General features: G+C 70.2%; 14 protein-coding genes. 6 read left to right on the top strand and 8 right to left on the bottom strand.

The annotated features are described in order from the left end of the window. Positions 1-76: 76 nt before the first annotated feature. Genes WG922_RS20900 through WG922_RS20880 form a run of 5 tightly spaced genes read left to right on the top strand, consistent with a single transcriptional unit; the run spans position 77 to position 5,026 of the window. Positions 77-745, top strand: coding sequence for an iron-containing redox enzyme family protein (locus WG922_RS20900; RefSeq protein ID WP_340284958.1), 669 nt, complete (start codon positions 77-79; stop codon positions 743-745). Then, the gene (locus WG922_RS20895; RefSeq protein WP_340284957.1) at positions 745-975 is read left to right on the top strand and encodes a hypothetical protein; all 231 of its coding nucleotides are present in this window, start codon (positions 745-747) and stop codon (positions 973-975) included. Before WG922_RS20900 ends, WG922_RS20895 begins: the two co-directional genes overlap by 1 nt. After that, entirely contained in the window at positions 963-1,388 is a 426-nt protein-coding gene (locus WG922_RS20890; RefSeq protein WP_340284956.1) for an N-acetyltransferase, read from the top strand. Before WG922_RS20895 ends, WG922_RS20890 begins: the two co-directional genes overlap by 13 nt. 4 nt (positions 1,389-1,392) lie before the next feature. Next, positions 1,393-3,897, top strand: coding sequence for an ATP-binding response regulator (locus WG922_RS20885; RefSeq protein WP_340284955.1), 2,505 nt, complete (start codon positions 1,393-1,395; stop codon positions 3,895-3,897). Then, entirely contained in the window at positions 3,887-5,026 is a 1,140-nt protein-coding gene (locus WG922_RS20880) for a hybrid sensor histidine kinase/response regulator (protein WP_340284954.1), read from the top strand. Before WG922_RS20885 ends, WG922_RS20880 begins: the two co-directional genes overlap by 11 nt. Before the next feature lie 15 nt (positions 5,027-5,041). Here WG922_RS20880 and WG922_RS20875 read toward each other — a convergent pair whose 3' ends face one another. The 5 genes from WG922_RS20875 to WG922_RS20855 all read right to left on the bottom strand — a co-directional run bounded on the left by WG922_RS20875 (position 5,042) and on the right by WG922_RS20855 (position 8,279). After that, positions 5,042-5,440: a glyoxalase superfamily protein gene (locus WG922_RS20875; RefSeq protein WP_340284953.1), complete on the bottom strand. Its 399-nt coding sequence runs from the start codon at positions 5,438-5,440 to the stop codon at positions 5,042-5,044. Between the two features lie 69 nt (positions 5,441-5,509). Continuing rightward, on the bottom strand, positions 5,510-6,079 hold the full coding sequence (locus WG922_RS20870) for an NADPH-dependent FMN reductase (protein ID WP_340284952.1): 570 nt from the start codon (positions 6,077-6,079) through the stop codon (positions 5,510-5,512). A gap of 14 nt (positions 6,080-6,093) precedes the next feature. Continuing rightward, positions 6,094-7,071, bottom strand: coding sequence for a tripartite tricarboxylate transporter substrate binding protein (locus tag WG922_RS20865; RefSeq protein WP_340284951.1), 978 nt, complete (start codon positions 7,069-7,071; stop codon positions 6,094-6,096). A 58-nt stretch (positions 7,072-7,129) separates the two neighbouring features. Further along, positions 7,130-7,474: an NIPSNAP family protein gene (locus WG922_RS20860; protein ID WP_340284950.1), complete on the bottom strand. Its 345-nt coding sequence runs from the start codon at positions 7,472-7,474 to the stop codon at positions 7,130-7,132. A gap of 55 nt (positions 7,475-7,529) precedes the next feature. Next, positions 7,530-8,279, bottom strand: a complete 750-nt coding sequence (locus WG922_RS20855) for an SDR family NAD(P)-dependent oxidoreductase (RefSeq protein WP_340284949.1) — start codon at positions 8,277-8,279, stop codon at positions 7,530-7,532. A 147-nt stretch (positions 8,280-8,426) separates the two neighbouring features. On the opposite strand from WG922_RS20855, the gene WG922_RS20850 reads away from it, so the two are divergent. Further along, positions 8,427-9,233, top strand: coding sequence for an IclR family transcriptional regulator (locus WG922_RS20850; RefSeq protein WP_340284948.1), 807 nt, complete (start codon positions 8,427-8,429; stop codon positions 9,231-9,233). Between the two features lie 167 nt (positions 9,234-9,400). On the opposite strand, the gene hmgA is transcribed toward WG922_RS20850, so the two are convergent. From hmgA to WG922_RS20835, 3 genes are all read right to left on the bottom strand, one after another. Beyond that, the gene (gene hmgA / locus WG922_RS20845; RefSeq protein WP_340284947.1) at positions 9,401-10,708 is read right to left on the bottom strand and encodes a homogentisate 1,2-dioxygenase; all 1,308 of its coding nucleotides are present in this window, start codon (positions 10,706-10,708) and stop codon (positions 9,401-9,403) included. Positions 10,709-10,892: 184 nt separating this feature from the next. Next, entirely contained in the window at positions 10,893-11,624 is a 732-nt protein-coding gene (locus tag WG922_RS20840) for an MBL fold metallo-hydrolase (RefSeq protein ID WP_340284946.1), read from the bottom strand. Between the two features lie 218 nt (positions 11,625-11,842). Next, the gene (locus WG922_RS20835) at positions 11,843-12,052 is read right to left on the bottom strand and encodes a hypothetical protein (protein ID WP_340284945.1); all 210 of its coding nucleotides are present in this window, start codon (positions 12,050-12,052) and stop codon (positions 11,843-11,845) included. Between the last annotated feature and the right edge of the window lie 92 nt (positions 12,053-12,144).

Here is a 12,144-nt window from a genome sequence, read left to right as displayed (position 1 = left end):
AGCACCTGTCATTTCTGACAGGGTGAACCGCTGCCGTGGCGTGTCATCATCCTGACGAGTCCGCCCGGAGTACCTGTTGAAAAACGATTTCCTTAACGACCTGCGCACAGCGGTCAATGCCCAGTGGGCCCACATCCGCACCGGCGCTTTCTGGCGCCAGGTCCTGGAGCAGCCCGTCACGGGGCCCCTGTACAAAGACCTGATGCTTCAGGTGTGGCACTACTCCCGCCACAACTCCATGAACCAGGCCGTCGCGTCCTTCGTGCCGGCGCCCGAGGCCCTGCTGAAGTTCGTCTACCGGCATGCCGCCGAGGAACTCGGCCACGAGCGCATGGTGGTGCACGACCTGCGCAGCATCGGCCTGTTCGACGAAGCCGACCTGACCCGCCCTCCCCTGCCCGCGACCGAGGCGCTGATCGGCTACCTGTACTACGTCTCCCTGCGCTACGGCCCTGTGGCCCGACTGGGCTACAGCTTCTGGGCCGAGGGAATCTACGAGCACATTCAGGCACCGTTCGCCAAGATCTGCAAGGACCTGCAGCTGACCAGCAAGAACGTCACGTTCTTCGGCGCCCATGCCGAGGCCGACGAGGAGCACATCAAGCAGGTCGAGGACATGATCGCCCGCTTCGCCGAGACGCCCGAACAGCAAGCCCAGGTCACCCAGGTCGCCCTCACCACCCTTTCCCTCACCGGCCAGCTGCTCGAGCAGGTGGCCGCCCGCCACCGCAAGGACGCCGCATGATGCTCAACCACACCATCGCCTCCCCGAAAGTCATTCCCGTCGCGCGGGCGGTGCCGCCCCACCTCGCCTATGCGGCCGACGACGAACCGGTGCTGCTGCGGCACCTGACCACCCCGTGCGAGATCGAGGCCGTCCTGCCGCTGCGCGAAGGCATCGACCTGTCGGCCCACGCGGCGGCGGGCGCCGCATTCCTGGCGCTCGAAAAAAAAGAGACGAGTTGGGTTTCGTAGGCGCTTTCGAGCGCGCCGGCCGCCTGATCGGCACCATCCGGCTGGTTCCCATGGGCCTTGGGCTCACCCTCACCGATTCGCTGCTCGACCAGCTGGGCCCGCAGGCGCCCTCCCACCCCGGCACCCGCTGGGAAGTCGGTCGCCTGGTGCTTGACGAAGCGCACCGCAGCGACGTCGATGCCTTGCGCCGCTGCCTATCCCTCTCGCTGGACTACGCCTGCTCGCTCACCCAGGTGGACAACCTCTACGCATCCTGCACCCACGTGCTCGGGCGCCTCTATCGCCGGTTCGCGTTCAGCAGCTTCGCCGCAGACGTGCCGCTTGCCGGCACCGACAAGCGCTACACGCTGATCCACGGTCACGCCCAGCACGTCCTCGCCGCCCTTTCCAGCCGGCCCGTCACTTCGCACTGATGCCATGCTGACGCCGATCCGCCGCCTCCTGGATCGCTACGAGGACTACCACCAGCGCGAGCCGGTGATGCACTGGTATGCGGGCCTGCTCGGCACCGTGGGCTTCCCCCTGTTCTACCTGCTGCGATTCGCGAAATCGACGCCGGTCTACGACGACCTGTGGCTGCGCCTGGTGGCCGCCGGCATGTGCGCGCTGCTGCTGCTGCGCACGCACTGGCCCGAGCGGTTGCGGCCGTATTTCTTCGTCTACTCCTACGCGGCGCTCGTTTTCACGCTGCCCTTCATGTTCGTCTTCACCTCGCTGAAGAACGGCGGCGGCACGGTGGCGGTCGCCAACACCTTGATGGCGTCGTTCTTCGTGATCCTGATGACCGACTGGCGCAACATGGTCGCCATGCTGTCGATGGGCTTCGGAGCGGCCGTGCTCGCCTACTGGGGCACCGATCCGGCGGCCACCGTTCCCGCCGACTATGTGGCCCGACTTCCCATCCTGCTGCTGGTGCTCGTGGGCGGCACCTTCTTCAAGCTCGCACTCGAGCGGGCCACTGCCACCAAGGTGCGGGACGCCTACGCAGCGGTTGCCGGCTCGATCGCCCACGAGATGCGCCATCCGCTGGGCCAGGTGCAGCACAGCCTGGACGCCGTGCAGCGCCTGCTGCCTGCGCCGGGCGCCTGGGGTGCCTCCCGCCTGGGACCGGCCGAGCTCGACGGCCTCTACCGGCACGTGGCCCAGGGGCAGCAGGCCATCGAGCGCGGCCTGCAGGTGATCTCCATGACGCTGGACCAGGTGAACGACGAGAAGCCGGTGGACGACTCGAACTTCGCCCAGCTGTCGGCCGCCGAGGTCGTGCGCAAGGCCGTGGACGACTACGGCTACGAAGACCCGGGCCAGCGCGACCGTGTCGAGGTGCAGATCCTGGAGGACTTCCGCTTCCGCGGCGACGAGACCGCCTTCCTGTACGTCCTGTTCAACCTGCTGAAGAACGCCCTGTATTTCATTCCGGCCTCACCCGAGCTTCGCATCAACATCACCGTGGGTGCGCACGCGGTGCGGGTGCGCGACACCGGCCCCGGCATCGCCCCCGAGCGGCTGCCCGAGCTGTTCGAGCCTTTCCGCTCGCTCGGCAAGGCCGGCGGCACGGGACTGGGCCTGCGCTACTGCCGCCGGGTCATGCGCAGCTTCGGCGGCGACATCGGCTGTGACTCGCGCCTGGGCGAGTACACCGAGTTCACCATGCGCTTTCCCACCATCCCGCTGGCCGAACAGGAGGAGCACCTGGCCGCCGTGCTGGCGCAGGCACGGGCGGTGCTCGCCGGCCGGCGGCTGCTGCTGGTGGACGACGATTCGGCGCAGCGGCTCGCCACGCGCCACAAGCTGCGCCGCATGGACCTGGAAGTCGATGAGGCGGGCGAAGGGCGGCGCGCACTGGAAATGCTGGCCTACGAACGCTACGACCTGGTGCTGATGGACCTGCGCATGCCGGTGCTGGACGGCTGGCAGCTGGCCGGACACATCCGTGGCGGCAAGGTGCCGCTCAACACGGACGTTCGGCTGGTGGCGCACAGCAGCGAACCCGAGCAGGCGGCGCGGCTCAAGGCGCGCCGGGCCGGGCTCGACGGTTTCGTCGCCAAGCCCAGCTCCGAAGCCACGCTGGCGCGGGCCCTGGCCGGCGCGCTCTCCCGGCCCTCCAGTACGAGCAAGCGGGTGCTGGAAGGTCGGCGGGTATTGCTGGCCGACGACAACCCGCTGAACCGGCGAGCGATGGCGGCCTTCCTGGTCGATGCCGGGGCAGTGGTGCAGGAAGCCGAACACGGCGCCGACGTGCTGAGCCAGCTGGACGCGGGCGAGGCCATCGATGTCGTGTTGCTGGACCTGCATATGCCGGGCCTCGGCGGACTGCAGACCGTACGCCGCATCCGGGACAGCGCCAAGGCGTGGGCCAGCGTTCCAGTGGTGGCGCTCACGGCCGAATCGGGCGATGCCGCTCGCAAGGCGGCCCGCGCAGCCGGCATGAACGCGTTCCTGGTCAAGCCGGTGCCGCCCGAGATCCTGTGCTCCACGTTGTCGCGCATGCTCGCAGGCGAGCGCACGGCGCCCGGCGTGACCGACGCCGAACCGCAGGGCGAGTCGCTGCTCAACGCACAGCGGCTGGAAAGCTATCGACGGCTGGGGCTGCTGGACGACCTGGTCACCGAATACTTCCCCGAGATACACCGCCTGCTGGACGCCCTCGGCACCGCCATCGAGCAGCGGGCACTGCCGAAGGCGCAGGAGCTGCTGCATTCGCTGCTGGGCCTGAGCGGCGAGGCGGCGGCACAGGCCCTGCACCAGGCCGTGCGCCGCATCTACGTGTCGGTGCGCGAGGAGCAGCGCTGGCCCGCCACCGCAGACTGGCTCGCGCAGCTGCGCACCCTGGCATCGCGCAGCGAAGCGGCCCTGCGCGAGTTTGCCAAGGCGCCGGCGGCTTCGGGCACGGGCGGCACGGACATCGACGTCGATGCTGGTTGAAGCCCGCGGCATCCTCTTCGTCGATGACGAGGCGATCTCACGCAAGTGGTTCGTCCGCTCCTTCGGCAAGGAATTCCAGGTCGCCACCGCCGCCAGCGCCGACGAGGCGCTGCAGGTGCTCGCAGAGCGCGGCCACGAGTTCGCCGTGGTCTTCACGGACTACCGCATGCCGGAGCAGGACGGCCTGCAGCTGCTCACGCGGATCCAGACCCAGTGGCGCCACCTGGTGCGCCTGCTCGCCACCGCCTATGCGGAAAAAGACGTCGCGATCGCCGCCGTGAACCAGGGCCGGGTGCTGCGCATCCTGGAAAAGCCGCTGGAAGACGAGCCCACGCGCGAGACCCTGCGCGAAGCCCTCGAGGCCTACCGCATGAGCGCCCTGCAGCGCGCGCAGAACGAGAGCCGCGCGGTGGCGGTGCGGGAGACCCTCGGCTTTTTGGCCCACGAGCTGAACACGCCCCTGGCCACGATCCGCGGCAGCATCACGGCGGTGCTCGAGCGCCGGTGCGACCCGTCCGCCCCCGGCGTGGCGCAGTTCGACGACCGTGCCGGAGACATCCTGGCGTCGCTGCAACGCATCGAGCGGCGGGCCCAGTACTGCCAGTCGCTCGTGGCGACCTTCGTGCAATCTGCCCGCGACGCCTTCCCGGACGCCGCCCCGCAGAGCTTCAGCGCCTCGGGGCTGCTGGCGGCGCTCATGGCCGAGTACCCCTTCGAGGCCGACGAGCGCGCCGCCGTGCAGGTGCGGGTGCTGCAGGACTTCCGCCTACCCGGCCGGCGCGACCTGGTCTACGTCGTGGTCTGCACGCTGGTCAAGAACGCCCTGCAGGCGCTGCGCGGCCACGATGCGCCGCTGCTGCGCCTGGAGGTCGGCTGCACTGTGTCCGCGGCCGAGGCGGCGCAGGGCTGGATCCGCATCACGGACAACGGCCCCGGCATTGCGGCCGACATCCTGGCGCGCCTCACCCGCGAGCCGGTGACGACCCGCGCATCCAGCGGCGGCAGCGGCATGGGACTGATGTTCTGCCAGCGGGTCATGCAGGATGCGCGCGGATCGGTGGAAGTCGCGTCCGTCGAAGGCGCCGGCACCACCGTCACCCTGCGCATGCCTGCAAGCTCGCCCGCCTGAGCACAGCCCGCCCGTTCAGGCCGGCGGCGCGTCGCCCGCTCCTGCTGGCGGCTCCGTGGGCAGCTCCCAGAACAGCAACCGGTTCCCGAACGGGTCGGTCACGGTCATGTCGCGGCCCCAGGGCTGTCGCTCGACGCCGGGCCGCGCATAGGCGTAGTCGCGCGCGCTGAGTTCCGCGTGCAGGGCGTCCAGGCGCGCGACGGGGATGCGCAGTGCCGACCCGGGCGTGGCGTCGCCGTGGTGTTCGGACAGGTGCAGCGTGCACGCACCGCGCGAGACCTGCAGGTACAGCGGCAGGGCCGGCTCGAACCGGTGCTCCCAGTCGAGCGCGAAGCCGAGGAAATCGAGGTAGAACTCCCGCGCCTTCGCCTCGTCGAAGATGCGCAGGACAGGGATGGGCGATCCGATCTGCATGGTGCGTGTCTCGTGCATCACGTCAGGCCTGCGGCCGTGCGGACCGCAGGCACCTGCGGCGCCGCCATCTCAGCCGCGCATGCGCGCGACGCGGTCGATCCAGTCCGAGAAAGCCTGCATCTGCGCCGCGACGAACTTGCCGGTGGCCTCGTCGGTACACCGGCCGTCGGCGTCGAACTTGGTCTGCGCCTGCCCGATGAAGACCTCGGGCTTGACCAGGACCATGGCGTTGACGAACAGCATCACCTTGCGCAGGTCGTACTGCACGCGTGCGCCGCCGAGCGGCCCGGTGGTCGCCGAGAGAATGGCGACCGGCTTGCCGGCGAAGGGCTGGTCGTCGCCGCGCGAGAGCCAGTCGATCAGGTTCTTCAGCATGCCGGGAATCGAGTAGTTGTACTCGGGCGTGACGATGACCACGCCGTCCGCCTGGCGCACGCGTTCGCGAATCGCCGTCACCTCCTGGGGCATGCCCCGCGCGAGCACGTCGGCGTCGAACGGCGGCACTGCGCGCCAGTCGAGCGCCTCGAACTCGGCGCCTTGCGGCAGCGACTGCGCCGCCAGGCGCATGGCCATTGCGTTGTACGAGCCGGCCCGCAGGCTGCCGCACAGGCCGACGATGCGCTTGTTCCTCGATTCCATGGTTTCCTTCAGCTTCAACTCTGTATCTGGATGCCGCGTCGCGCGATCACGTCGCGCCAGCGGGCGATGTCGCTTTGGACCATGTCGCGCATGGCCTGCGGCGTGATGTGTGCCGTGGCGCTGCCTGCGTTCGCAACCGTCCGCTGCACCTGCGGATTCTGCAGCAGCGTGCCCAGTTCCGCATGCAGCCGCTGGACGATTTCGGGCGGCAGCCCGGCCGGGCCGGCCACGCCCAGCCACGACTTCACCTCGAATCCGGGCAGTGTCACCGCCGCCGGTGGCACATTCGGCAGGGACGGCCACGGCGTGGCGCTGGTCACCGCCAGCGCGCGCAGCCGCCCCGACTGGATGTGCGGCAGCGACACGGTCAGGGTGTCGCACAGCAGATCGACCTCGCCGGCCAGCACCGACTGCACCGGCGCGCCGCCGCCGCGGTAGGGAACGTGCAGCAGCTGCACGCCGGCGGCGCCGCCGAGCAGCTCGCCGGTGAGGTGCTGCGTCGAGCCGACGCCCACCGACGTGAAGCTCACCTTGTCGCTGCCGGTGCGGGCGATCTTGATCAAATCGGCCAGAGTCTTGGCCGGGTGCTCGGCCCGCACGCAGACCGCGAACGGGAAGGCAGTCACGGTGGAGATGAAGGAGAAGTCCTTCACCGGGTCGTACGGCAGCGAAGCGCGCATCGCGGCCGAGGCGGTGTGCGCCCCCGTCAGCAGCACCAGCGTGTGGCCGTCGGGTGCGCTCTTGGCGACGTGGCTGCTGGCCAGCATGCCGCCCGCCCCCGACTTGATGTCCACGACCACCGACTGCCCGAGCTGCTCGCCCAGGTGCTGGGCCACCAGCCGCGCGATGACGTCCGCATTGCCGCCGGCGCCGAAACCATGCACCAGCTGGATGGGACGGCTGGGCCAGGCGGGCTGCGACCAGGCCCCCGGGACGGCGGCCGCGGCGGCGAGGCCGGCGACGAATGTCCTGCGCTTGAAGCTGTAGTTCACTGGAGTCTCCTTGGTGGTTCGCGGTTGTCGTCGATCGATGCGCAGGTGCCCCGCCACTTCACGGGCTCTCCTGCCATACGGGTGTGAAGAAACGCGCGGGCCGCAGGATGCGCGATTCCTGCCGCTGCAGCAGCGGCATCATGCGTTCCACATAGGCCTGGAACACGGGGTCGGCCATGAGCGCGGCGCGGCGCTCGGCACGCTCGTTCAGATCCTTGTAGGCCCACAGATGCACGATCTGGTTGAGCTCGCCGATGTCGGTGTGGTAGTAGGCCACCATGCGCCCGAGGATGCGCCGCTGCACCGGCAGGCCCTCGGCCTCGAACAGCGCCAGGTATTCGCGCCACTTGCCCGGGTGGGTGGTGTAGGTGCGCTCCTCGACCAGCATCGGTGCGCCGTTCACGGGCAGGCCTCCGGGCCGGGCACCACGAAAACGGTCGTGCGCAGTGCGCGCCGCATCACAGCGTGTGCCCCCCATCGATCACGATGCGCGTGCCGGTGGCGGTCTTCAGCAGCGTGGCGCAGGCGAGCACGGCCGCGGCCACGTCTTCGGGCGTGACCACGCGGCCCAGCGGCGTCTGGGTGGCTTTCTTCTCGAGTTCGCTGCGGCTGCGGCCCTCGACGAATCCGGTGTCCACCGCCGCCGGCGACACCGACAGGAAGCGCACCTGTGGACCGAACACCCGCGCCAGCGAAGTCGTCATGGTGTCCAGGGCCGCCTTGGCCGCGCAGTAGGCGATGTTGCTTCCCGCGCCGGTGAAAGCCGAGACCGAGGAGACCTGCACCACCACGCTGTCCGCGCCCTGCTGCAGCAGCGGCAGCAAGGCGCGGGTGATCGAGTACGGCCCACCGGCATTGGCCAGCAGCAGCGCGTTGAACAGCTCGGGGGTCAGGGTGTCCAGGTCGCCATGGGGGATGCGCCGCGTATAGCCGGCCGAATTCACCAGGATGTCCAGGCCCTTCCAGGTCGCGCCCAGCTCCTGGGCGACGCGCGTGTGGGCGCCCGTGTCCTCCAGCGGGATGCACAGGGCCACGTGCCCCGAACCGGGCAACTCCTGCAGCAGCTGCTGCGCCCGCTCGGCACCGAGGTGGTAGCCGATGGCGACCTGCGCGCCCTGGGCGGCGAGCGCCCGAACGCATGCCGCGCCGATGCCGCTGCTGCCGCCGGTCACCACCGCGCGCTTTCCGCGCAATTGAAAACTGTCCACCAAACGAACTCCTTGCATGCGACCGTCGCATCGCGCTGGACCCTTCCCGCCCGACTGCGGAGAATGCCGGTGCGCGCTCGCCACGCCGCCGAGCCCATTGTTCGCCGTGGCGGCCGCACATCCAAGCCGCTTGTCCGACTATCGAACATGACTTCATCGCCCGACGCCGGCTCGCTGACCCGGGGCGTGCTGCTGCTGCGCTTGCTTGCTACGGCCGGCTCGCGCGGATTGGCCCTCACCGAGATCGCCGCGCGCAGCGCCCTGCCCCACCCCTCGGCGCACCGGGTGCTCAAGCAGCTCACGGCCGAGCGCCTGGTGGAGCACCATCCGCAGTCGCGCCGCTACCGGCTCGGGCCGCTCACCTTCGAGCTCGGCCTGGCGGGATCCACGATGTTCGACATCCGCGACCTCTGCCGCCACGACATGGCCACCCTCGCAGCGTCCACCGCCGACACCGTGTACCTGGTCGCGCGCAGCGGCTTCGACGCGGTCTGTGTCGATCGCGTCGAAGGAAGCTTTCCGATCCGCACGCTGGTGCTCGAAGTCGGCAGCCGCAGGCCCCTGGGCGTCGGTGCCGGCGGGCTCGCAGTGCTCGCTGCGATCGACACCGACGAGCGCCAGGAGATCATCGAGCGCGTATCACCGCTGCTGCCGCAGTTCGCAGGGCTCGATACAGCGGCGCTGGAGCGCGCCTGCGAGGAGGCACAGCAGTTCGGCGCCGCAGTGGTCCGCGGCACGGTGAATCTCGGGGTCAGCGCGGTGGGCGTTGCGTTCCGCGACCCGCTGGGCCAGGCGGTCGGCGCGCTCAGCGTCGCGGCCATGGCGCAGCGGCTTCCGGCGCGCCGCATGCGCGAGATCGCCCGTCAGTTGCAGGCCGCGTGCCGTGGGGTGGAGCAGCGGCTGCGCGCACACAAACGCGGCGGGTGGCAGGCCGGCAGCCGCGCGGAAATCTGAGCCGCCATACGGAGCGGCGGGCGCGCGCCGCACAGGCGGGCAGGTGCCCCCGTCCGCGGTGCAGCAGCGTGCGTGCGCCGACATAGGACGCAGCTGCGCGCGGCTCGCCCGATGCTTTAGCACGCCGCCAAGGGCCATCCGCAGGCGGCCGCGCCGCCCTGCGTAGCTCAGCCTGCGAAAGGCGCGTTGAAGCCGGCCCACACCTCGTCGTAGCGCGGCTGCAGGTTGCCGGCGCCGAGGGCCTGCGCCGTTGGCCGGAAGATGTGCCGGCTCTCGAACATGAACGCGAGGGTGCTCTCCAGCTTGTGCGGCTGCAGCGGCGCGCTGCTGGCCTTCTCGAAGGTCGCTGCGTCGGGACCGTGCGCCAGCATCGCGTTGTGCAGGCTGACCCCGCCCGGCACGAAGCCCTCGGCCTTGGCGTCGTACACGCCCTGCACCAGGCCCATGAACTCGCTCATGATGTTGCGGTGGAACCAGGGCGGGCGGAACGTGTCTTCGGCCACCAGCCAGCGCGGCGGGAAGATCACGAAGTCGCAGTTGGCCACGCCGGGCGTGTCGGACGCCGAGGTGAGCACGGTGTTGATCGATGGGTCCGGATGGTCGAAGGAGACCGTCCCGATCGCCATGAAGCGCGCGAGCTCGTACTTGTACGCGACCAGGTTGCCGTGCCAGGCCACCACGTCCAGCGGCGTTCCGGCCAGCTCGCCCGACCAGAACCCGCCGAGGAACTTGTTGACCAGTTGAACCGGACCGGTGGGCTGCTCGTAGGCGGCGACCGGCGCCAGGAAGTCCCGCGCGTTGGCCAGCCCGTTGGAGCCGATGGGGCCGAGTTCGGGCAGCACGAACGGCGCGCCGTAGTTCTCGCAGAGATAGCCGCGCGCGGTGCCGTCGGGCAGCTCGACGCGCACGCGCATGCCGCGCGGCACCACGACGATCTCGCCCGGCCGCACGTGCAGCCGCCCGACCTCGGTGTGCATCAGCAGGGCACCGGCCTGCGGCACGAGCAGCATTTCGGCGTCCGAATTGACGAAGTAGCGGCCGGTCATGGAACGGTTGGCGCAGTAGACGCCGGCCGCGACGCCGACCTGGGCGTGGGCGTCGCCGTTGCCGGCCACCGTGACCACCGAATCGATGAAGTCGGTGGGCGCCTCGGGCATGGGCCACGGGTCCCAGCGCAGGCGGTTGGCCGGCGTGGGCGCGTCGTGGAAGGGGCCGGTCTTCCAGCGCTCGACGGCCAGCGGCTCGAAGCGGCCATGCGCGGCGGACGGCCGCACGCGGTACATCCAGGTGCGCAGGTTGCGGTGGCGCGGCGCGGTGAATGCTGCGCCCGAGAGCAGCTCGGCATACAGCCCGTGCGGCGCGCGTTGCGGGGAGTTGCGGCCCAGCGGCAGGGCGCCCGGATGCGCTTCGCTGGAGAACTGGTTGCCGAAGCCGCTCTGGTAGGCGAAGGCGTCGGTGCTGGTCGTATCGGTCATGGTGCGTGCGTGGAAGTTGCCGGGTATCGAGGGCTCCATGATGCCGCGCGCTTGGGGATCGCGCGACAGCGGGGTGGAGGGCTGGGCTACTGCGGCAGCACGTCTGTCACACCGTGAGGTAGCAGGCGCCGAAGCGTCGTGCCCCGGATCTTTCCGCCGGTCGGGCGCCGGATCTTTCCGCCGCTCAGCGCGGCGATGCCAGTGCCTGCCCCAGCTGCCGCAGCAGCGCAGCACCGTCGCCCCGCCAGGCGCTGCCGTGCATGCAGGCCAGCGTGCGCGGCTGCAGCGCCGCCAGGCGCTCCATCACGGCGGCCGTGTGCGGCGCATGCGCGTAGTAGTCCATGGCTTGTCGGAAGCCTTCGCTCGGCCCGAGGATGTCGCCCTCGGTGAGCGCCTGCTCGCCGTGGCCCGGCTGCGTGAACAGGTCGCCGCAGAAGAAGGTGCCGCTGGTGAGGTCCATCAGCAAGCCGCACTCCCAGCCGTGCGGCACGTGCGGCGTGTCATGCCACTGCACGGTGTGCCGTCCGAGCGTGATCATCTCGCCGTCGGCGAGCGGCCGCGGCGGGCGCTGGGCCATGTCGCCGATGGACACCATGGCGGCGACCTGCCCGCACAGCGGCTGCGCCTGAGGCGCAACCGCCAGCCAGTCGTTGAGCGATCCGCACTCGTCCGCTTCGACGTGCGACAGGCCGACATAGCGCAGCCGCTCCACCGGCATGACCGCGGCCACCGCCTCGCATATCGGCGCGAACATCTGGCGCAAGCCCGTGTGGAACAGCAGCGGCTCGTCGTCCACCAGCAGGTACTGGTTGAAGCTGAAGCCGCTGCCGTCGGGAAAGTCGATCGGCGTGTGGATGCGGTAGATGCCGTCGGCGATCTCGTGGACGCTGGTTCCGGTGTGCGGGTTGGTGACCATGGGTGCGCTCGCTTCCTGGATAGCCGTGGGAACTGCAGGTATACCGTGCGCCCGGCTGCGGGGGAACCCCTGGCGCACGGATGCTCTCCCGGTCGATGTCGCCCAGGATCACCATCGCCCCGCGCCTTCCCCGTCCCGCTACGTCCTTCGATGTACCTGGCCACGGATCCCACGCACGTCGCGGCGACAGCGCGCACACCAGAGGCACCGGCGCGCCTTCAGTGTCGCGGCGGCAGCCACGAGGCGTACTCGATGGCGCCCGCCTCGGCCGCCTGCCCGTGGGCCCGCGTGCGGTGGAGCTCATCGAGCACGCGCGCGAAGAGCTGCTCGAGCGCGGCGAGCGTCTCCAGCGATATCGGCTCGGGACCGTCGGCGCGGGGGGCGGCGGCGGCACGTGCAGGTTCTGCGACGGTCTGGTGGAAAGTCATGGCGGCTCCTTGGGCGTGGCTCGACCACGCGGGGGTGGCTGCGCTGCGGGATCGCACGCGCTTGCGCAAGGATGCGCACCGGCCGTTCCCCA

It is taken from the genome of Ramlibacter sp. AN1015 (assembly GCF_037726105.1).
Taxonomy (GTDB): domain Bacteria; phylum Pseudomonadota; class Gammaproteobacteria; order Burkholderiales; family Burkholderiaceae_C; genus Ramlibacter.
Note: the sequence above shows the minus strand (reverse complement) of the source record. Positions and strands in the feature narration are given on the sequence as shown.